We start from the raw sequence: 21389 nt of genomic DNA, 5'->3' as shown, positions 1-21389 counted from the left end.
CTTTTGCGTCACAATGAAAAGATTCTGTCTTTTTTGCCCATCCGGAAAAGAAACCATCTCGACGGACAGCCCGTCGCGGGCTTACGCTTTTTTCGTCGGCTCACCGATATCCGATGAGATCGAACGGCCCGCCAAGAGGCCGGACCCTTCCAACAGAGGAGAAAGACGCATGACCGAAAAACTTCTATCCCCGTCCGAGCGGATTCTGGCCAGCCGCCGGAAGTTCCTCAAGACGGCAGGCCTTGGCGCGGCGGCGACGACGCTGGCCGCGCCCTATGTCAACGCGCAATCCGCACCGATCAAGTGGCGGCTGCAGACCTATTCCGGCGCGCCGCTCGGCGCCCATGTGATCAAGCCGCAGATCGATGCCTTCAACGCCGCGGCGAACGGCGAGATGGAGATCGAGCTTTACTATGCCGACCAGCTTGTGCCGACGGCGGAACTGTTCCGGGCCATGCAGGCCGGCACGATCGACGCGGTGCAGTCGGACGACGCCACGATGGCCTCGCCGGTCGATATCTCGGTCTTCGGGGGATACTTCCCGTTCAACACCCGCTTCAGCCTCGATCTGCCGGCGATGTTCGCCTATTACGGGCTGAACGATATCTGGGCCGAAGCCTATGGCGAGGTCGAGAACGTCACCTGGCTGTCGGCAGGCGCCTGGGACCCGCTGCACATCTTCACCAAGGACCCGATCCGCAGCCTCGCCGACATGAACGGCAAGCGCGTCTTCGGCGTGCCGACCGCAGGGCAGTTCCTGTCGCGCTATGGCCTCGTGCCGGTGACAGTGCCGTGGGACGACGTGGAGGTGGCCCTGCAGACGGGCGAACTGGACGGCGTGGCCTGGTGCGGCTTCACCGAGGCCTATGAGGTGGGCTGGGCCGATGTCTGCAACTATGCGCTGACCAACAGCGTGACCGGCGCCTGGTGCGGCAGCTATTTCGCCAATACCGAAAGCTGGAACAAGGTGCCGCCGCATCTGCAGCAGCTGTTCCGCTCGACCATCGACCAGTCGCACTATTACCGGAACGTCTGGTACTGGGGCGGCGAGGCCAAGCTGCGGGTCGAGGGCGAGAAGATGGAACTGACCTCGCTTCCGGCCGAGGAATGGGCACAGGTCGTGGCCGACGCGGCCGGTTTCTGGGACGAGATCGCCGCATCGAGCCCCCGCGCGGGCAAGGTGGTGCAGGCCTTCAAGGACTATGCCGCCACGATGGAAAAGGCCGGCTATCCCTATCGCTGATCCGGCCCGGATTGCGGATCGAAGGGGGGCGGGCGACCGCCCCCTTTTTCTGCCCCAGGGGGCGCGGGGGGCCCTCGGCTGGGGGGATCGACCCCCCGCCGAGGGCATTGCCATGGGATGCGGCAACGGCGGGTCTTCACGCCCCGGCGATGCGCGGGCGGCGACGGGTTCGCCGGGTATTTGGATCAGGTTGAAGATGGTCAGGCGGGGGCCATTTGCAGGGCCGGCGCCGCTTGCAGGGCATCGGCGATCAGGCGCGCCGCGTCGGAATGTTCGCCGATCGCGGGCAGAAGCGTGCCTGTGAACCCGGCTTCGGCCAGTGCCTCGGGCACGTCCTGGGCGACATGGCCCGCGCGGGTGGCGAAGAAGGGAAGGCAGATGGCCGGGCCCGAGATGCCGCGCGCTGCATCGGCAAGGAAGGGCGCTTCCTCGACATAGCCGGTCACGACGGCTGCAAAGCCCGCTTCCCGCCGCAAGGACGCCGCCATTTCCTCGGTGATGGTGGCCGAGGCGCGCGACACCTGGCTGCCATGCGCGGCAAGGATCAGCGTTGCGCCTTCGGGGGTGATCCCGTGCGCGGCGGCCCCGTCCCGAGCGGCGCGCGCCAGAAGGGCGGGCATCTCCGGGTCATGTCCGAAGGCGGGCAGCTGGCGCAGGCCCTCGCCCCCGGCGGCGGCGAGCTTCTTTGGCAGGTTCGTCCGGGTGAACCAGCCTTCGGCCATGAAGAACGGATAGATCACCGGCCGGTCGAGCCCTGCCAATGCCCGTGCCAGCGCGCCATCGGCGGCCAGCGTGGCGGCCCGGACCGTCCAGCCCGGACACCACATCGCGACCCGCACCGCGAGCGCGGCGAGCCATGCCTCCTGCGGTTCGGGATCGGCGGGCGAGCCATGGGCGACGATCAGCGCCGAGGGGCGGGCGGCCTGGGGCGCGCCACAGGGCGGCGAGGGCAGAGGCGCTGGCGGAGGGCTTGCTGTGGTCTTCATCGGCGGCAGGATAGGGCGGGGGGCGGCAATGTCCAGCCTGCGGGGCGGCAAGGGGCCATGCTTGCTTGATCTGTCGCGCATGGGGGGCCTATGCTGACCGGGTCATCGGTCAGGGAGGGCTTCATGCGGATCAACGCGATGCGGAAGGTGCAGGGTGTTCTTGCGCTGGCCCTCGGCCTGTCGTGGATGGTGGCCGCCGCCGCGCAGGCGCAGGACGGCCCGTGGTACGGCGGATATGCCGCCGATCTGCCCGCCGGCGCGGTTGCGGCGATCGAGGTCGACCTGACCCAGTTCGCAGGCCAGCCGACCGGCCTTGCCGATTTCCGCCTGACCGGCCGCACCAACGGCACCTGCCCCGAGACGATGCACCCGGAATTCTGCGACGAACTCGCGCTCCGGTCGGCACGTCAGGCGCAGGGCGATGCCTCGGCACTGGCGGTGCGGGTCTTTGGTGTCAGGCTGGAACGGGACGTGGCCCATATCGCCTTTGCCTTCGCCGACCGGGGCGAGATGCGGCTTCTGGAACTGCGTCCCGGCGCGCGCGGGTATCAGATGGCGGTCTATCATCCGGCGCGCGGGCTGGACATGCGGACGACGGCATGGCGGCGCGCGCATCCGTGCCAGACCACGCGCTGCCCGCCCGATCCCCGGATCGAGGCGCTGCGGCGCAATCCCTATCCGAACCTCGGGCTTCTGGCCGACGTGGGCTTTGCCGAATCCTTCCCTCTGACGCTGGACAGGATAGCCGAGGCGCATCGCGACCGCCGTCCGCCCGCCCCGTCCACGCCTTCGGGACTGCCCGACATGTCGGGGATCGGCGGCACCTGGCGGATTCTGGATGACGCGGGGCGCGAGGTCGGGCTTCTGGCGATGCGCCTGCGCGATCGCGAGGTGACCGGGCGCGGGGTGTTCTACAACCGGCCGGGTCTGCCGCCGCGCGCCGAGGTGCAGCCGATGTCGCAGGCAACCGCGCCCGACCGGGTGCAGGTGGAATTCTACGTCCACAATGCCGGGGGCGGGGACACGCACGGCGGTTCGCTGGTGATGGCGATGCCGGTCCGGGATGGCCGGATCCGTGCGTCTTGGGGCAAGTATGGCCAGTGGCTGCCGGTCACGCTTTATCGCGACGGGCCCTTCGATGCCAATCGCATCCCCTGGTCGGAAACGGTGACGCCGCCCAAACCGCAACCGCCCAAACCGCAACCGCCCAAGCCGCAACCCCCCGAACCGAAGCCCGACCTGTTTCGCGGGGCCGAGTTCATGGTGGACACGCCGAGCCGGTCGCGCAGCGTGCTTGAGGTTCATGCGGCGCGGGCGATCTCGTCGGTCGTGGTCGGGCGGCTGGAGCCGGGGACGATGGGCATCCGGGTTCTGGAATGCACGCGCGGCCTGACGATCGAGACGTTCCGCCGTCCGCAGGTGGCGGGCAACGAAAAGGCCCTGCGCGGCGGCTGGTGCGAGATCGAGGCAGGACGCGTGAAGGGCTGGGTGCAGGCGTTCCACCTTGCACTGGTCGGGTATCAGGGCTGGGTGCCGCCACAGCCGAAACCCGAGCCTCAGCTGCGTGACGTGCCCTTCCGGGTCAAGGCGCTGCCGCAGGGCCGGGATACGGTGCCGGTCCATGTCGCACGGGCGATCTCGTCGAACCTGGCGGGCGGGCTTGGGGCTGATGCCCGGGGGATCGAGGTGACGGAATGCGAACCCCGCCTGACCCTGCGCCAGTTCCGCCAGCCGAAGGACCCGGCAAATGCCCGGATTCTGGAAAAGGCCTGGTGCGCGGTCCGTTTGGGCAAGGTGAAAGGGTGGGCGCAGGCGAAATACCTGACCCCCCAGCGATAGCGCGGGCGAAAGGTCCGGCGGGATTTGCCCGCCGAGCGTGCTGGCGGGCCTTCCGGGGGATCGCCGGCTGTGGCAGACTTCGCCCCGCTTCGGCGACGATTTGAGTATTGATGCGCGACAGGAACGGAGAATTCAGGGCATGTGGGATTTCAGCATCGGCAAGGCAATGTCACTCATGGCGCAGACCGCGCCCTTTCTGGTGTTCAGGGCCATCGTCTATTTCGGGATCACGGCGGCCCTAGTGATCGCCACCGGCACCGGGGCGGGCGTAGGCTGGGGCATCGGCGCCTTCGGCGACGAGGAGTTCCGCGCACAATCGACCGCGTGGGGTGCCTTCGGCGGCTTCGGGCTTGTGGCCGGGGTGCTGTTCTTTCTGCGCGACTACCTGCTTTACATCGTGAAGGCAGGCCATATCGCCGTGATGGTGGAGTTGCTGGAGGGCGGGCAGATTCCCGGCGGCAAGGGCCAGATCGCCCATGCCCGCGCTGTCGTCACGGAACGCTTCGGGCAGGCCAGCACGCTGTTCGCGCTGGATCAGCTGATCAAAGGGGTGATCGGCGCGATCACCGGGCTGGTGCAGGGCCTGCTGTCGATCCTGCCGATCCCCGGCCTTGACCGGATCATGGGGATCGTGCGCGCCTATCTGCGCATGGCCGTCGGGCTGGTGGACGAGGTCATCCTTGCCCATGCGATCCGCACCCGTTCGCAAAACCCCTGGGCCAGCGCGCGCGAGGCGCTTGTGCTTTACGGCCAGAACGCGCGGCCGATGCTGGTCAATGCCGCATGGCTGACAGCGATCGTCTATCTTCTCGCCTTCGTCGTCTTCATCCTGATGCTCGCCCCGGCGGCGGCGGTGGTCTATCTGATGCCCGGCGCCTGGTCGGCGGGGGGGCTGGTCTTTGCGCTGGTCTTTGCCTGGGCGGTGAAGGCCGCGCTGATCGAACCCTTCGCGCTGGCCTGCCTGCTGCAGGTCTACTTCAAGGTGACAGAGGGCCAGACGCCGAACCCGGAATGGGAGGCGAAGCTGGAACGCGCCTCGGACAAGTTCCGCAAGCTGGGCGAGCGGGCGATGGGTTGGGCGGGCCTGGGCCGGACGCGGGCGGATGCCACGGCACCGGCGGGCGACGCCTGATCGCGACGCCGCCCCGGCGCCCCGACGCCCCGCAAGGCGGGTGGTCGGGGCGCTGACGTGGCGGATGCTTGCCGGCTCTGCCGGTCCCGCCTTGGCGGGGGGAAGGCCGCGGTTGTGCGCCGCGATTTAACGCGCGGCGAAGATCCGGAATACGCCGGAAGGGCTTGACAACACATGCGTCCGGCTGAATGTGAGTGCGACATTCGCCATGTTGCCGTCCACCCGGTTCTGTGGCATCACAGAAACAGCCGAGGCCAGACTAAGAGCTTAGAAATGACCGAATTCGCACAGCGCCGCACGATGATGGTGGACACTCAGGTCCGCCCGTCGGATGTGACCAAGTTCCCGATCATCGAAGCGATGCTGACCGTCCCGCGCGAGGTGTATGTGCCAAGCGAAAAACGCGAGGCGGCCTATATCGGCGAGAATGTCGACATCGCTCCGGGCCGCGTGGTGCTTGAACCGCGGACGCTGGCCAAGCTGCTGGATGCGCTGGATATCCAGCCCGACGAATTGGTGCTGGATCTGGGCTGTGGCCTTGGCTATTCGACCGCCGTCATCGCGCGTCTTGCCGATGCGGTCGTCGCGGTCGAGGAAAACGCCGATCTGGCCGCTGCCGCGCAGCGCACGCTTTCGGCGGAAGGCGTGGACAATGCCGCCGTGATCGAGGGTGCGCTGGTATCCGGTGCGGCCAAACACGGCCCTTATGACGTGATTACCGTGCAGGGCGGGGTCGAACAGATCCCCCAGGCGCTGATCGACCAGTTGAAGGATGGCGGCCGCATCGGTGCGGTCTTCATGGAGGGTGCGCTTGGCGCGGCCCGTGTGGGGTACAAGGTGGACGGCCAGGTGACCTGGCGTCTGGCGTTCAATGCCGCGGCCCCGGTGCTTCCGGGATTTGCCGCACAACGGGGCTTCGTGCTCTGACATCGCTGGCGGATACGGACCCTCTGTGAGGGCGGAAGGATTGAACATGCGTTTTCTGAAGACAGCCACGGTCGCGGCGTTCACACTCATTTCCGCCACTGTCGCACCGCTTGCGGCCTCGGCCGAGACGCTGACCGACGCGATGATCGCGGCCTATCGCAATTCGAACCTTCTGGACCAGAACCAGGCGCTGCTGCGCGCGGCCGACGAGGACGCGGCCATCGCGCTGGCCCGCCTGCGCCCGGTGATCAACTTCACGGTGCAATCGACCTACCGCTGGCAGGAAACCTCGAACTTCCTCGGCCAGCCGATCACCACCGATGATCTTTCGACCAGCGCGGCGCTGACTGCCGACATGAACATCCTCGATTTCGGGCGCGGGGCGCTTGCCGTCGAGGTGGCCAAGGAAAGCGTGCTGGCCACGCGCGAGGGGCTGGTCAACATCGAACAGCAGGTGCTGGGTGCGGCGATCCAGGCCTTCGTGCAGGTGCGGCTTGCCCAGGAAATCGTGGACCTGCGCCAGTCGAACGTCCGGCTGATCACGCAGGAATTGCGCGCGGCCCAGGACCGTTTCGAAGTGGGCGAGATCACCCGCACGGATGTGGCCATCGCGGAATCGCGGCTGGCCGCGTCGCGTGCGAACCTTGCCGCGGCCGAAGGCGATCTGGCCGTCGCGCGCGAGGCCTACAAGGCTGCTGTCGGTCGTTATCCGGGCAATCTGGCGCCCCTGCCCGGGACGCCCGCGCTGCCGAAATCGTTGCAGGCCGCGCGTGACGTGGCGGTGCGGACACATCCGCAGATCAAGCAGGCGCAGCGGCAGGCGGCCATCGCGGACCTCAACGTCGCGCGTGCGCAGGCCGACACCAGGCCCACGCTGACCGGGCGCGCCTCGGTCGGTCTGGCCGAGGGCGGCAACACCTCGAACACGCTGTCTCTGACGCTGAACCAGACGATCTATGCCGGCGGGCAGCTTGCCGCCCTCTATCGCCGGGCCATCGCCCAACGCGAGGCGGCGCGGTCGGGCCTGTTGCAGACCTCGGTGCAGATCGAACAGCAGGTCGGCAATGCCTGGGCCAATCTCGAGGTCACCAATGCCTCGATCCAGGCCACCGACCGCCAGATCGCGGCCGCCCAGACCGCCTATGACGGCGTGCGGGAAGAGGCGAAGGTCGGTTCGCGCACCACGCTTGATGTGCTGAACGCCGAACAGGAACTGCTTGATGCGCGCGCGGGGCGGCTTCAGGCCGTCGCCAACCGCTATCTCAGCGTCTACGGCGTGTTGCAGTCGATGGGCCTGCTGACGGTCGATCACCTGAAGCTGGGGATCCCGACCTATGATCCGGCGGCCTATTACAACACGGTGAAGAACGCCCCGGTGCACAGCATTCCGGGCGCAAAACTGGACCGTATCCTGAAATCCATCGGCAACTGACCGTCGGGGCGGATGCCGGATCGGGTGGGGCGTGGCGGCCAGCGCAAAGGCGTTCGCCCCTTGCCGGCATTTTCTTGTAAGACGCGGAACGGTCGGCTAGACTTTCGCAACAAGAAGATTTGGGGCCGGGCATGTCCGAACCGATGAGTTCCGTGGAAATCGAGGATGTGCTGTCCTCCATCCGGCGCCTTGTGTCGGAAGACCTGCGCCCGCAACACCGCCCGCAAACGCCCGCTTCGTCCACACCTTCCGCCGGGGCTGACCGTCTGATCCTGACGCCCGCGCTGCGCGTCGTGGGGAACGAACCGGCCGAGGCCGCGCCCGCCCCGCAGGGCCTGCAGCCTGTGGCCGCGCCCGTCCCCGAGGTGGGGGCGGAACTGGCGACGCCTGCGGCGGAGCTGCCGGAAACCTTCGGCCATGCGGAACCCGAACCCGCGCCCGAAGCCATGTCCGAAGCCATGTCCGAAGCCGCCGCCGATCCGGCATGGTGGTCGGACGAAGTGGCCTTTGCGGACATGGCCGCGCCTTCCGAGCCCGCGCATTTTGACGATCCCGCCCAATCGACCGAATCCTCACAAGCGGCTGAACCCGCCCAATCGGCTGAACCGGATGCCGCCTCGGTGATCGAGGATGTCGTCGCGGGGCTGTCGCAGCAGGACTATGACGCCAGTTGGGAACCCGAAACCGGCGATCCGATGGACGATCACCCGGCGCTGCACTGGGCCGACGGGGCATGGGCCGAACCCACCCCGCGGATGCCCGCCTTCGACCGGATCGACGAGGCAGAGGAGGCCGAACTCGCCGCGCGTGATCAGGTGGGCGAGCCTGTCCATGCCTGGGCGGAAGGCGACTGGGACGCGACCGTGACGTCCGGTGACGAGGCGCTGCAGGCCGGGTCCTTTGCGGATCCCACGCCGGATGTGGTGCCCGATCCTGCGCCGGCGGATGCCGCGATGGCCGACCGCGCCGAGGCCGAAGCCATCGCCGCGATCGCGGCGATGGAGGTCGTCGACGATCTGGAACAGGCCACGATGGCACGCCTGGCCGAGGAAGCCGCCGATGCAGAGGCGGAAGTCGGCCTGTTCGATGCCGAGGACGGCGTCATGGACGAAGAGGCGCTGCGCGAAGTCGTGCGCGACATCATCCGCGACGAATTGCAGGGCAGCCTGGGGGAACGCATCACCCGCAACGTGCGCAAGCTGGTCCGGGCCGAGGTGGCCCGCGCTCTGGCCGCGCGCGAATTCGACTGATCCTCCTGAACGTCCTTCGCGCAAAGGAAAACGCCCCGACCATGATCGGGGCGTTTCCAATTCCGGTGTCTGGCGACCGTGAGCCGCTCAGGCGGCTTCGGCCTGATCGGCTTCCATCGCGGCACGGCGTTCGCTTTCCTCGCGCGAGAGCGCGACCGAGGTGCGCACGCCCTTGGAGACGAATTCCATCAGGCCCTTGACCACGCGCTCGTTCGGGTCGATCCCGGCGCAGGACAGAACCTCGCGCCCGTCGCGCGACCGCGCCCAGCGGGCGATCTGTTCGGGGCCATTCCCGTATTTCTTGTCATCCGCAATGGCATCGTCCAAAGCGGCCAGCACAACGGCGGCAAACAACTTGCGGGCGCGCTGCCCCTGTTCGAAGTTGAATGCGGTGCTGTCAACAAAATCGGCCATTTTGTCGTCCTGTTCTTGCTCTTGCGTTTTCCGACGTCCGGCGAATATGGCGTTTTCTGAACGATTCGGTATCGCGTCTTTGGAATGACTGCCATGCGTTCCGTGCATGGCTGTCGCAAAGGCGTTACCGTATCTAGTTGGAAACCCGGGCCGCGTCCCGCCAGATATGGGGCCGATGTCTGGATTATCAACCCTTTGGTCAGAAATTTGACACAAATGAGGGTCGGGGCGTGAACGATCCTGTGGACATTCCCGTATTGGTGGCGGTCGGGCGGTGCCTTCGCCCGAAAGGGGTCACAATGGTCAACGGCCGGGGGTCAACGGCCGGGCGCGTCGGGGTCGCGCGTGACAGTGGCGTCTCCCGCGGTCAGGGGGCCGTCGGCGCGATCGAAACGCAGATGCGCGATGGCCAGGCCGCCCGACTGGGTGAACAAGACACCGGCCTCGCGGTCGCCCGACAGAATCGGCGTGCCCACCGGGGCCGCCCCCGAGATCCGCACCCGCGCCAAGCCCTTGCGCAACTCGGTCTTGTGCTTCATCCGCGCGGTCACCTCCTGGCCCACGTAACAGCCCTTGCGGAAATCCACGCCCTGTAACCGCTCGAACCCGGCTTCGAGGATGTAGCTGTCATCGGGGACAAGCTCGATCCCGCTTTCGGGGATGACATGCGCGACGCGGATCGCGTCCCAGTCGATCTTCGGGTCGGCGCCGGGCGTGTCGGAATAAAGCCGCCAGCCCAGGGCCGGGTGGCGCGGATCGGCCAGCGCGCCCGCGGGCGCTGGGCCAAGCCCCTTGCTGACATGCAGCGGCGACGGCGTCAGTGTCACATCCGCCCGCAGGCGATACATCGAAAGGCGCCTGAGCGTGGCGTCGGCCAGCCGTTCCGGCAGGTCGATCATCAGCCGCCCGGCGCTGCGCACCACAAGGAAATCCGCCAGATACTTGCCCTGCGGGGTCAGCAGCGCGGCCCAGACGATGCCATCGGTCCCGGCAAGCGGCCGCACGTCATTCGTCACCAGACCCTGAAGGAAATGGATCGCATCCGCGCCGCCCAGGTCGATCAGGCGGCGGTCGTCGCAGCGGTCTGGCGTGTTGATCGCGGTCATCGGCATCCCCGGTTCAGGCTGGTGATATAGGAACGACGCAGGGCAGGGGAAGGGTCAGCCCTGAAACTGAAGCCGGCAGAGATCGGCGTAAAGTCCGCCCCGCGCCAGCAGATCCTCGTGCCGGCCCTGATCGACAACCCGCCCGCGATCCATCACCACGATCCGGTCTGCCGCCCGGATCGTCGACAGCCGGTGCGCGATCACCAGCGTCGTGCGCCCCTCGCCAAGCCGCGCCAGCGCGTCTGACACCAGCGCCTCGGACTGGGCATCCAGTGCGCTGGTCGCTTCGTCCAGCAGCAGCACAGGCGCATCCGACACCAGCGCGCGGGCAATCGCGATGCGCTGCCGCTGGCCGCCCGAAAGGCCCGATCCCCGCGGCCCGGCCGGCGTATCAAGGCCAAGGGGCAGCGCGTCGGTGAATTCGGCCACATGGGCCGCTTCCACCGCAGCGCGGATACGCGCCTCGGGCAGGTCGCGGCCAAGGCCGATGTTCTCGCGCAGGGTTTCGTCGAACAGCGCGCTGTCCTGCGTGACCACGGCGAACTGTGCCCGCAGGTCGGCCAGCGACAGGTCGGCCGTGTCCACCCCACCCATGAGGATGCGGCCCGAGGTTGGCTGCAAAAGCCCCGTCAGAAGGCCGAAGACCGTGCTTTTCCCCGCGCCCGACGCCCCGACAAGCGCGGTCGTCCGCCCGGCGTCGGCGGTGAAGGTCGCGCCGTTCAGGACCGGAAGGTCGCCATAGCCGAAGCACACATCCTCTAGCCGGATCTCGGGGGCGCCTCCGGGCGCGCGGGCGGTGGCCGGGGCACGCGGTGCGGGATGTGTGTCGAACAGCCGGTATATGCGCTCAAGCGAGGCCGCGGCGATCTGCCAGATTCCCACCATGTCGCCCAGTCGCCGGATCGGCTGGAAGGTCAGCGCCATCGCGGTGAAGAAGGCCATGAACTCGCCCGTGGTGCGGTCGCCCGATGCCACCTCGCGTCCGCCCAGCATCAGTACGGTGAAAAAGCCGATGCCGGTCACCACGTCGATCATCGCCGGGATCGTCGCACGGCCCATGATCATGCGGATTTCCGCCCGCACGATCTGTCCCACGATCCTGCGGAACCGGCTGACCTGGTAATCCTCCATCCGGTTCAGCTTGATCGCCTGGATGCCGTGGAAGATCTCGTCGAGGCGCGTCGCGCGCAGCCCCGCCTGCGCCCGCATCTGCGCGGTCTTGCGCCGGATGTAGCGCTGCACCACCACCGCAGGCGCGATCAGCAGCGGCGCGCCGACCAGCGCCGCCAGTGTCCACAGCGGATCGATCGACAGCGCCACGGCAAAGAGCGAAATCAGCGCCACCGCATCGCGCCCGACCCCGGTGATGACCGAAGACCAGACGCCTTGCACTGCGATCGTGTCGCCCTGCACCCTCTCGATCAGGGCACCGGGCGCGTTGTCCTGAAAGAACCGCCCGTCCAGTGTCAGGATATGGGCCAGAAGATCCGCCTGCATCGCGGTCGAGGATTTCTGCGCCACCGTCGTCAGCATCGTCTTGGCTGTCACGGATGTGACCGCGCGGGTAAGGAACAGGCCCAGGATCGCCAGCCCCACCCAGACCAGCGCACCTTGCCCGCCGGGCGCGAAGACCCGGTCGAAAAGCGGCTCGATCAGCCAGGACAACGCCCCGAGCGTCGCCCCCTCGATCACCATGAACAGGGCGGCCAGCGCCATCAGCCCCGCATGCGGCCTCAGGTAGCCCGACCAGAGCCGGGCAAACAGCCTGCGCGAGGAATAGCGCGGATCGGGGGCAGGGTGACGCGTCACGGGCAGGTCCGGTCAGGATCGGTTGCCCCGGTCTATCGCCAAACTCCCCGGCTTCGCAAGGCGCGAGGCCCCGTTGACCTTGCACCGGGGCAGGCGTAGCCATTCAGGCGGAAACCTGCGGAGCCCGTTCCATGCCCCCCGAAAACCGACCCGCCGCCCCCAGCCTTGCCCCCAGCCTTGCCCCCAGCCTTGCCCCGAACCTTGCCCATGGTCGCCCCTATCTGGCCATTCCAGGCCCTTCGGTCATGCCGGACCGGGTGCTGAACGCCATGCATCGCGCGGCGCCGAACATCTACGGCGGCGCCCTTTACGACATGGTGGCCAGCCTCTGGCCGGACCTGCGCGCCCTGGCGGGCACGACGCAGAATGTGGCGATCTACATTGCCAACGGCCATGGCGCCTGGGAGGCGGCGAACGCGAACCTCTTTTCGCGTGGTGACCGTGCGCTGGTGCTGGCGACGGGGCGGTTCGGCATCGGCTGGGCCGAGTCGATCCGCGCGATGGGGGTTGCGGTCGATGTGCTGGATTTCGGCCGCTCTTCGCCCGTCGATCTGGCCCGCGTGGAAGAGGCGCTGAAAGCCGACCGGACCCACGCGATCAAGGTGGTGACGGTGACCCATGTGGACACCGCCAGTTCCGCCCGCAACGACGTGGCCGCGTTGCGCCGTCTTATGGACGATCTTCACCATCCCGCCCTTCTGGCGGTGGATTGCATCGCCTCGATGGCCTGCGACGAATTCCGGATGGATGACTGGGGCGTGGACGTGACCGTGGCGGCCAGCCAGAAGGGCATCATGGTGCCGCCGGGGCTGGGCTTCGTCTGGTTCTCGGACCGGGCGCTGGAGCGGTGCCGCGAGGCGGACCTGCGCACGCCCTACTGGGCCTGGGAGCCGCGCGCGCGCGGCACGGAATTCTGGCAGCACTGGGCAGGCACGGCGCCCACGCATCACCTTTTTGCGCTGCGCGAGGCGCTCGACATGATTGGCGAAGAGGGATTGCCCAACATCTGGGCCCGCCACGAGACCCTCGCGCGCGCCGTCTGGGCGGCCTTCGCGGCCTGGAACCGCGGCAATCCCGAAATCCGCCTGAACATCGCCGATCCCGCCCACCGCGGGCGCGCGGTGACGGCCGCCCGGATGGGCGGCGCGCCCCATGCCACGCGCCTGCGCGACTGGTGCGAGCAGCGCGCCGGGGTCACGCTGGGCATCGGGCTTGGCATGGCGCTGCCCGGCGATCCCGAATGGCACGGCTATTTGCGCGTGGCCCATATGGGGCATGTGAACGCCCACATGACGCTGGGTGTCCTGTCGGTGATGCAGGCCGGGCTCGAGGCACTGGAGATCCCGCACGGGGACGGCGCCCTTGCCGCCGCCGCCACCGAGATTGCCCGCGCCACACGGGCCTGAGAGCGGGCCCTGAGGCCGGGCAGGGGGCTTTCCGCCCCCTCGCCGCCTCTGGCGGCTCACCCCCGAGGATATTTGCCGACAGAAAATACGACGATCCGGATGCCGGATTCATTTTCTGTCCGGAAATATCCTCGGGGGGTGAATTTGGCGCAGCCAAAGAGGGGGGCAGACAGCCCCCCTTTTCCCGTCATCCGTTCGGGCGCGTCAATCGGCGAGGCGTGCGGCGCGGCCGCCGCGGCGCTTGCGCAGGCGGGGGGCGCGGGCCGGAAGGTCCGCCATAACGCCCGCGCGTTCCTCGTGTGTCATGCGCGACCAGCGGCCGATTTCGTCGATCGTGCGCAGGCAGCCCACGCACAGCCGTTCCTCGGGATGCACGACACAGATCTTGACGCAGGGGCTTTGCACCTCGTCGCGCTTCCAGACCTCGTCCTTCACTCTGCCCGCTCCCGTTTCAGATGCGCCATCCGGTCCAGCGCTCCCTGCAAGATATATCCGGCTGCGACCGCGTCGATGACCTCTTTGCGACGTTTTCTGGACGCATCCGCCTCCAGCAGTGCCCTTTCTGCCGCAACGGTGGACAATCTTTCGTCCCAGAAGCCGATCGGCAGGGGCGTGAGGCCCGACAGGTTGCGCGCGAAAGCGCGGGTGGCCTGCGCCCGCGGTCCTTCGCTGCCGTCCATGTTGCGCGGCAGGCCGACGACAAACCCGACCACCCCGCGTGCCGCCACGATCTTCAGCAGCTCGGCTGCGTCCAGCGTGAACTTCACCCGCCGGATCGTGACCGTGGGCGTGGCAACGCCCCGCAGCACGTCCGACAGGGCGACGCCGATCGTCTTCTCCCCGAAGTCGAGCCCGGCAAGGCACCCGACCGGCGGCAGGGCATCGGCAAAGCCGGCCAGGTCGGCATGAACGCTCACTCGGCCACACCGGCCTGTTCGGCGGCGGCTCGCACCAATGCCAGATCTTCGGGGCGTTCGGCAAAGCGGCCTTGCGCCTCGGTCCAGATCGCACGGGCCCGGTCGGTTTCGCCCAGCGTGCCAAGTGCGCCAATCAGGCGGGCCCATTCCTGCGCGGTGCCGCCTTCGCTGGCCAGCCGGTCGTTCAGTCCCTCGACCATGCCGCGGATCATCGCCTGCCGGTCTTCGTCGGACATCCCGGCAGCGGCCTCCATGTCCTCGGCGGTCGGGCCGGGCATCGCGCCGACCGCTGCACCGGGGGCCGCCCCCGCCGGGGGCATCACATAGTCGATCCCGGCAAGCGCGGCCATGTTCTCGATCTGGGCGCGCAGCGGCGGAACCCAGGGCGCGTCCGGCGCCGATCGTTCGAGCAGCGGGCGCCAGATGCGGAAGGCCATGTCGGGACGACCCGTCTGGGCGAACATGAGCCCGGAATAGTAAAGCGCGGTCCCGTTCTCGGGATCGCGGCGCAGGGCCTCGGTCAGCGCCACTTCGGCCTCGGGGCTGATGTAGCCCCCGGCGGCAAGGATCATCAGCTCGGCAAGGATCGCATGGTCCTCGGCGGTCGAGCGGGGATCCTTCAGCGCGATGATCTGGCGCTGCGCCTCGTAGGCGGCGCGGAAATTGCCAAGCGCCGCCTCGTTGCGGGCCAGCAGTTCCTGGCCCTGGATGTCGTTCGGGCGTTCGGCGACGGCGGCGCGCAGCTTGTCCACCAGTTCCAGATAGGCGGCATCCGGCGTCGGCCGCTCCATGGCCGCGATCGCCGGGGCCGCGTCGGCCTCGGCCACGTCCTGAGCCGGACGGGTGGAGCGCAGCTCGTCGGCCATGGCCAGCCTGTCCTTCAGCGGCATGTCGGGATAGCCCGGCGCCCCGATCCGTGCATAAAGCGCGAAGGATCCGAGGACAGCTAGCGCCGTCAACCCGATCAGCACCGCGCGTCCGCCCGCAGAGGCGTTCGCGGCAGCGCCGCTGCCCAGCTTCACGGCGCGGTCGGCCTCCAGCACGCGGCGCGAGATTTCGGTGCGCATGCGTTCGGCGTCCTCGGCCCCCAGAACCCCACGGGCGAGGTCGCGATCGACCTCGGCCAGCTGGTCGCGATAGACCCGCAGGTCGTAGGCGGCGGCCGGGTCGTCTTGCAGCGTGGCGCGGCGGAAGGCCATGTAGAGGATGCCGGCCACGGCCACCGCCAGCGCGGCGGCCACGAGCCAGAACATGGTAAGCGGTGTGCCGGGCATGTCGTCTCCTTAAGTCTGCCCCCCATGTATCGTTTCCCGCCTTCCGGAAAAAGGTGCAAACCGCCGCAGCCACGGGACATTGGCGCAATCGTGTTGCAGGGGCGGACCACCCCTTGCGGCGGGCGCGGCCGGTGGTCCGGCGGGCACCGGAGGGCCCCCGGGCGACCGCCAAACGGCCACCCGGGCGGCAGCATGTCGCGCCATGTCGCATTTTTCCGGATTGTGCCGCTTGGAGGAGCGGATAAATCTCCTCCGCGTTCCAAAACCCGGAAGATCCCGGCCACAGGGGAAAGGCTGACCATGAAACGCTATTCCGTCTTTGCCATCGCCCGTGAGGCGCTTCGGTACCACCAGGGGTGGGAACGCGCCTGGAAAAGCCCGGAGCCGAAGAAATCCTACGATGCCATCATCGTGGGCGCAGGCGGGCACGGCCTCGCCTCGGCCTATTATCTTGGCAAGAACTACGGTATCACCAATGTCGCGGTGATCGAGAAGGGCTGGCTCGGGGGCGGCAACACCGGCCGCAACACGACGATCATCCGGTCCAACTACCTGCAGGACCCGTCGGCCGCGATCTATGAAAAGGCCCGCGCGCTTTACGAGACGCTGAGCCAGGACCTGAACTACAACGTGATGTTCAGCCCGCGCGGCCTTCTGATGCTGGCCCAGACCCATCACGAGGTGCGCGGCTACCTGCGCACGGTCCATGCCAACAACCTGCAGGGCGTGTCGACCGAATGGATCGGGCCCGGGCGGGTGAAGGAACTGGTGCCGATCATCAACATCGACGGGCCGCGCTATCCGGTCCTCGGGGCGCTTTACCAGGCGCGTGGCGGCACCGCGCGGCATGACGCGGTGGCCTGGGGCTATGCGCGGGCCTGCTCGGCGATGGGGATGGACATCATCCAGCAGTGCGAGGTGACGGGCGTCACCCAGTCGAACGGCGTCGTGACCGGGCTTGACACCACGCGCGGCCACATCGGCTGCAAGAAGCTTGGCATCGTCGTGGCCGGCCATTCCGGCCAGCTTGCGGAAATGGCGGGCTTCCGCCTGCCGATCGAGGCCGTGGCGCTGCAGGCGCTGGTTTCCGAGCCGATCAAGCCCTGCATGGACGTGGTCGTGATGGCCAACACCGTGCACGGCTACATGTCGCAGTCCGACAAGGGCGAGATGGTGATCGGCGGCGGCACCGACGGGTTCAACAACTACACCCAGCGGGGCAGCTTCCACCATATCGAGGAAACGCTCCGCGCGCTGGTCGAGACCTTCCCGATGATCTCGCGACTGAAGATGCTGCGGCAGTGGGGCGGGATCGTGGACATGACCGGCGACCGTTCGCCCATCATCTCGAAGACGCCGCTCGGCAACTGCTTCATCAACTGCGGCTGGGGCACCGGCGGGTTCAAGGCGATCCCCGGTTCCGGCTGGGCGATGGCGGAACTGATGGCCAAGGGCGAACCGGGCCCGCTGGCCGCCGAATTCTCGATGTGGCGCTTCAAGGAAGGCCAGTTCATCGACGAAAGCGTGGCGGCAGGGGTGGCGCACTGATGGTCGCCGCGGGACGAGAAGATTTTTCGTACGAAAAATCTTCGGCGGCGAAAAATCTTCGTACGAAGATTTTTCCGACCCGGCCGAAGATGCAGAAAGAGGCACGCACATGCTGATCCTGGAATGCCCCTGTTGCGGCGTGAAGGCTGAAGAGACCGAACTGTCGCCCGGCGGCGAGGCGCATCTGAAGCGTTTCGGGCCTGGCTCCTCGGACGAGGAATTCGAAGCCTACATGTTCGCCCGCAAGAACCCCAAGGGCGTGCATTTCGAACGCTGGCGCCATGCCTATGGCTGCGGCAAGTGGTTCCTGGCCGCGCGCTGCACGGCCACGCTCGAGGTGTTCGGGACCTATCCCGCGCAGACCTCCGAACCGCCCGCCGACATCGTGGCGAAGATCAAGGCCAAGCGGCCTGACTGGAAGGGTTACAAATGAGCACGCGTCTGGCAAGGGGCGGCCGCCTGATCGACCGCGGCGCCGCACAGGAATTCACCTTCAACGGCAAGCGGATGAAGGGCTTCAAGGGCGACACTCTGGCGGCGGCCCTGCTGGCCAATGACCAGATGCTGGTCGGCCGGTCCTTCAAGTATCACCGTCCGCGCGGCATCGTGGCTTCGGGCGCCGAGGAACCCAACGCGCTGGTCAACATGGGCGAGGGCGGGCGGTTCGAGCCGAACCAGCGCACCACGACGACGGAACTCTTCGACGGGCTGACGGCGACCAGCCAGAACCACTGGCCCAGCCTCGAATTCGACGTGGGCGTGGTCAACAACTATGCCGCGCGGTTCCTGCCCGCGGGCTTCTACTACAAGACCTTCATCCATCCACGCGCGGCCTGGAAGCACCTGTTCGAACCGATCGTCCGTCAGTCGGCGGGCCTTGGAAAGGTGCCGAAGGATCGTGACGCGGACCGCTACGAACAGGCCTATGCCTTCTGCGACGTGCTGGTTGCGGGTGGCGGGGTCGCGGGCCTTCAGGCCGCGCTGGTCGCAGGCCGCGCCGGCGCCCGCGTGATCCTTCTGGAACAGGCCCCGCACTGGGGCGGGCGGGCGCCGGTCGACGGAGTCGAGATCGACGGCAAGCCGGCCGAGGCTTTCGTCGAGGCAGCCCTGGCCGAACTTTCGGCGATGGAGAACGTCACGCTTCGCACCCGCTGCATGGCCTTCGGCGTCTATGACCACGGCTATGTGCTGGCCGAGGAACGCGTGGCCGACCACACGCCCGGCGACGGGCGCCCGAAAAAGCGCCTGTGGCGCATCCGCGCGGGCCGCATCGTTTCGGCCACCGGCGCGATCGAACGGCCGCTGTCCTTCGCGGGAAATGATATTCCCGGCGTGATGCTGGCCAGCGCCGTGCGCGACTATGTCGTGAACTGGGCTGTCAGCCCCGGCGACCGCACCGTGGTCGTCACCAACAACGACGATGCCTACCGCACCGCCATCGCGCTGAAAGAGGCGGGGCTCGATGTGCCCGCGGTGATCGACGCGCGTCCGAACGTGACGGGCGATCTGCCCGCGAAGGCGCGCGCTCTTGGCATCCGGATCGAGACGGGGTCGGCCATCGTCAAGGTCAAGGGTTCGAAGCGTGTCACCGGCGTCGCCATCGGCCTGCAGGCCGGCGAAGGGGCCGCGCGCGAGGAAATCGCCTGCGATGCGGTGGCGATGTCGGGCGGATGGTCGCCTGTCGTCCACCTGTGGAGCCATTGCGGCGGCAAACTCGTCTGGGACGAGGCCGCCGCCCACTTCCGCCCCGATGCCGCGCGCCCGCCGATCACCCATGATGGCAGTGCGATGGTCATCGCAGCGGGCGCCGCGAACGGCGCGCTTCCGGCGGGCGAGTGCCTGGCCGATGCCGACCGCGCCGGGGCCGAGGCGGCCCAGGCTCTGGGCATGAAGCCGAAGAAGGCCAAGGCGCCCGAGGCCGCAGCCCCCGCCGAGGCGCGGATGGAGCCGGTCTGGATCATGCCGCAGGGGGCGGGGCCCGCGCTGCGCATGAAGATGTGGCTCGACTACCAGAACGACGTGAAGGTGTCCGACGTGCAGCTTGCCGCGCGCGAGGGCTATACCAGCGTCGAACACACCAAGCGCTACACCACGCTCGGGATGGCGACGGATCAGGGCAAGCTGTCGAATATCAACGGTTTGGCCGTCCTCGCCGACAGCCTGAACGCCGAGATCCCGCAGGTGGGCACCACAACCTTCCGCCCGCCCTACACGCCCGTCACCATCGGTGCACTGGCGGGCGAGTCGCGGGGCGATATCTTCCAGCCGCTGCGGCGCACGCCGATGCACGCCTGGCATGAAGCGCAGGGCGCCTATTTCGAACCCGTCGGCCTGTGGCGCCGCCCCTACTGCTATCCCCGCGCGGGCGAGACGCATGAACAGGCGGTCCACCGCGAGGTGACGAACACCCGCGAACGCCTGGGCCTGCTGGACGCCTCCACCCTTGGCAAGATCATCGTCAAGGGCCCGGATGCGGGCCGCTTCCTCGACATGCTTTACACCAATGTCATGTCGTCGCTGCCGGTGGGCAAGTGCCGCTATGGCCTGATGTGCAACGAACAGGGCTTCCTGTCGGATGACGGCGTGGTGGCGCGGATCGACGAGGACACCTGGCTTTGCCATACCACCTCGGGCGGGGCCGATCGCATCCACGCCTGGATGGAAGACTGGCTGCAATGCGAATGGTGGGACTGGAAGGTCTACACCGCCAATGTGACCGAACAGTATGCACAGGTCGCCGTGGTCGGACCGAACGCGCGCAAGCTGTTGGAAAAGCTGGGCGGTATGGATGTCAGCCGCGAGGCGCTGCCCTTCATGCAATGGGCCGACGGGGAACTGGGCGGCTTCCGTTGCCGGGTCTACCGGATCTCGTTCTCGGGTGAACTGTCCTACGAAATCGCCGTGCCCGCCTCGGAGGGGATGGCCTTCTGGAAGGCGCTGAACGACGCCGGGGCCGAATTCGGCGCGATGCCCTATGGCACCGAATGTCTGCACGTCATGCGGGCCGAAAAGGGCTTCATCATGATCGGCGACGAAACCGACGGTACGGTCACGCCGCTGGACCTGTGCCTTGACTGGGCGGTGTCGAAGAAGAAAGCGGATTTCCTCGGCAAGCGCGGGATGCAGCGCACCTATCTGGCCAACCCCGAGCGGTGGAAGCTGGTGGGCCTGGAAACGCTGGACGGGTCGGTCATCCCCGACGGGGCCTATGCGGTGGCGCCGGGCGTGAACGGCAACGGCCAGCGCAACACCGAAGGCCGCGTGACATCGACCTATTACAGCCCGACGCTGAAGCGCGGGATCGCGATGGGTCTGGTCCGGCGCGGTCCGGAACGGATGGGCGAAACGGTGGAATTCCCGAAGGTGGGCGGCGGCAGCGTCAAGGCGCGCATCGTCAGCCCGGTCTTCTACGACAAGGACGGGGAGAAGCAGAATGTCTGAACCGGTTTCGGCACTGGGCGGGGCCACGCATCAGGGTTTCGCCACCATCCGCGAGATCGGCCCGCTGGGCATGATCACCCTGCGCGCGAAACCCGATGTGAAGGGCCTGGCGGCGGCCGTGAAGGCGGTGACGGGCACGGCCCTTCCCGCGCAACGGCGGATCGAGGTCAACGGCGACCGCGCCGCAGGCTGGATGAGCCCGGACGAATATCTGCTGATCCTGCCCTATGCGGATGTGGCGGCGGGTCTGGCCGCGCTGGCGGCCAAGCTGAAGGGCGAACATCACCTTGCGGTCGATGTCTCGGACGCGCGCGCGGTGTTCCGCATCGAGGGCGCGAAGGCCGATCAGGTTCTGGCCAAGCTTTCCCCGGTTGACCTTGCGCGGCTGGAACCGGGCGAACTGCGCCGCAGCCGCGCGGCCCAGGTGGCGGCGGCCTTCTGGAAGGATGGCGAGGGCTACACGCTGGTCAGCTTCCGGTCGGTCGCGGGCTATGTGATGGGCCTCCTGACCCATTCGGCACAGACGGGCAGCGAATTGGCCTGATCCCGGCGGATGATCGAAAAAAACGGCCTCGTGCAAGCATTGCGCGGGGCCTTTTGCTGTGCCAAGCAAACCGGAAATGGTTTTGTCGTGCAGGATGTCATGCGGTTCCGGTTTCCTTGCA

General features: G+C 67.7%; 18 protein-coding genes. 11 read left to right on the top strand and 7 right to left on the bottom strand.

What is annotated here, in order from left to right; translation table 11 throughout:
* Nucleotides 1–205: 205 nt before the first annotated feature.
* Nucleotides 206–1243 (top strand): TRAP transporter substrate-binding protein DctP, encoded by a 1038-nt coding sequence (gene dctP / locus E7811_RS01840; protein WP_211092097.1) that lies wholly within the window; start codon nt 206–208, stop codon nt 1241–1243.
* A gap of 200 nt (nt 1244–1443) precedes the next feature.
* Here the strand turns inward: dctP and E7811_RS01835 are convergent, their stop codons facing one another.
* Entirely contained in the window at nt 1444–2229 is a 786-nt protein-coding gene (locus E7811_RS01835; RefSeq protein ID WP_136392892.1) for a CbiX/SirB N-terminal domain-containing protein, read from the bottom strand.
* A 123-nt stretch (nt 2230–2352) separates the two neighbouring features.
* Between E7811_RS01835 and E7811_RS01830 the strand changes: the two genes are divergently transcribed.
* From E7811_RS01830 to E7811_RS01810, 5 genes are all read left to right on the top strand, one after another.
* The gene (locus tag E7811_RS01830) at nt 2353–4068 is read left to right on the top strand and encodes an SH3 domain-containing protein (RefSeq protein ID WP_136392891.1); all 1716 of its coding nucleotides are present in this window, start codon (nt 2353–2355) and stop codon (nt 4066–4068) included.
* Between the two features lie 139 nt (nt 4069–4207).
* Nucleotides 4208–5200 carry a hypothetical protein gene (locus tag E7811_RS01825; RefSeq protein ID WP_136392890.1) on the top strand — a complete coding sequence of 331 codons (993 nt, stop codon included), beginning with the start codon at nt 4208–4210 and terminating at the stop codon, nt 5198–5200.
* Nucleotides 5201–5473: 273 nt separating this feature from the next.
* Entirely contained in the window at nt 5474–6127 is a 654-nt protein-coding gene (locus tag E7811_RS01820; protein ID WP_136392889.1) for a protein-L-isoaspartate O-methyltransferase family protein, read from the top strand.
* 46 nt (nt 6128–6173) lie between these two features.
* Nucleotides 6174–7559, top strand: a complete 1386-nt coding sequence (locus E7811_RS01815) for a TolC family outer membrane protein (protein ID WP_136392888.1) — start codon at nt 6174–6176, stop codon at nt 7557–7559.
* Nucleotides 7560–7702: 143 nt separating this feature from the next.
* On the top strand, nt 7703–8809 hold the full coding sequence (locus E7811_RS01810) for a hypothetical protein (protein WP_168732901.1): 1107 nt from the start codon (nt 7703–7705) through the stop codon (nt 8807–8809).
* 87 nt (nt 8810–8896) lie between these two features.
* Here E7811_RS01810 and E7811_RS01805 read toward each other — a convergent pair whose 3' ends face one another.
* The 3 genes from E7811_RS01805 to E7811_RS01795 form a co-directional block, all read right to left on the bottom strand.
* A complete protein-coding gene (locus E7811_RS01805) occupies nt 8897–9223 on the bottom strand; it encodes a DUF6280 family protein (RefSeq protein WP_136392886.1) in 327 nt (108 codons plus the stop codon).
* A gap of 317 nt (nt 9224–9540) precedes the next feature.
* Nucleotides 9541–10329, bottom strand: coding sequence for a CAF17-like 4Fe-4S cluster assembly/insertion protein YgfZ (gene ygfZ / locus E7811_RS01800; protein WP_136392885.1), 789 nt, complete (start codon nt 10327–10329; stop codon nt 9541–9543).
* 54 nt (nt 10330–10383) lie between these two features.
* The gene (locus tag E7811_RS01795; protein WP_136392884.1) at nt 10384–12138 is read right to left on the bottom strand and encodes an ABC transporter ATP-binding protein; all 1755 of its coding nucleotides are present in this window, start codon (nt 12136–12138) and stop codon (nt 10384–10386) included.
* A gap of 245 nt (nt 12139–12383) precedes the next feature.
* Between E7811_RS01795 and E7811_RS01790 the strand changes: the two genes are divergently transcribed.
* Complete coding sequence (locus E7811_RS01790) at nt 12384–13544, top strand: pyridoxal-phosphate-dependent aminotransferase family protein (RefSeq protein ID WP_246020284.1); 1161 nt, start codon at nt 12384–12386, stop codon at nt 13542–13544.
* 204 nt (nt 13545–13748) lie between these two features.
* On the opposite strand, the gene E7811_RS01785 is transcribed toward E7811_RS01790, so the two are convergent.
* Genes E7811_RS01785 through ccmI form a run of 3 tightly spaced genes read right to left on the bottom strand, consistent with a single transcriptional unit; the run spans nt 13749 to nt 15735 of the window.
* On the bottom strand, nt 13749–13979 hold the full coding sequence (locus E7811_RS01785; protein WP_136392882.1) for a DUF1289 domain-containing protein: 231 nt from the start codon (nt 13977–13979) through the stop codon (nt 13749–13751).
* Nucleotides 13976–14461, bottom strand: a complete 486-nt coding sequence (gene ruvX / locus E7811_RS01780; protein WP_136392881.1) for a Holliday junction resolvase RuvX — start codon at nt 14459–14461, stop codon at nt 13976–13978. Before ruvX ends, E7811_RS01785 begins: the two co-directional genes overlap by 4 nt.
* Nucleotides 14458–15735 carry a c-type cytochrome biogenesis protein CcmI gene (gene ccmI, locus E7811_RS01775; RefSeq protein ID WP_136392880.1) on the bottom strand — a complete coding sequence of 426 codons (1278 nt, stop codon included), beginning with the start codon at nt 15733–15735 and terminating at the stop codon, nt 14458–14460. Before ccmI ends, ruvX begins: the two co-directional genes overlap by 4 nt.
* Nucleotides 15736–16035: 300 nt before the next feature.
* On the opposite strand from ccmI, the gene E7811_RS01770 reads away from it, so the two are divergent.
* The 4 genes from E7811_RS01770 to E7811_RS01755 all read left to right on the top strand — a co-directional run bounded on the left by E7811_RS01770 (nt 16036) and on the right by E7811_RS01755 (nt 21268).
* Complete coding sequence (locus E7811_RS01770) at nt 16036–17283, top strand: sarcosine oxidase subunit beta family protein (protein WP_136392879.1); 1248 nt, start codon at nt 16036–16038, stop codon at nt 17281–17283.
* Nucleotides 17284–17392: 109 nt separating this feature from the next.
* Nucleotides 17393–17716, top strand: coding sequence for a sarcosine oxidase subunit delta (locus E7811_RS01765; protein WP_136392878.1), 324 nt, complete (start codon nt 17393–17395; stop codon nt 17714–17716).
* The gene (locus E7811_RS01760) at nt 17713–20724 is read left to right on the top strand and encodes a sarcosine oxidase subunit alpha family protein (RefSeq protein ID WP_136392877.1); all 3012 of its coding nucleotides are present in this window, start codon (nt 17713–17715) and stop codon (nt 20722–20724) included. Before E7811_RS01765 ends, E7811_RS01760 begins: the two co-directional genes overlap by 4 nt.
* Entirely contained in the window at nt 20717–21268 is a 552-nt protein-coding gene (locus E7811_RS01755) for a sarcosine oxidase subunit gamma (RefSeq protein WP_136392876.1), read from the top strand. Before E7811_RS01760 ends, E7811_RS01755 begins: the two co-directional genes overlap by 8 nt.
* The last annotated feature ends 121 nt before the right edge of the window (nt 21269–21389 follow it).

It is taken from the genome of Aliigemmobacter aestuarii (assembly GCF_004799285.1).
Lineage (GTDB): Bacteria > Pseudomonadota > Alphaproteobacteria > Rhodobacterales > Rhodobacteraceae > Aliigemmobacter > Aliigemmobacter aestuarii.
This window is presented reverse-complemented; position numbering and strand designations above follow the sequence as displayed.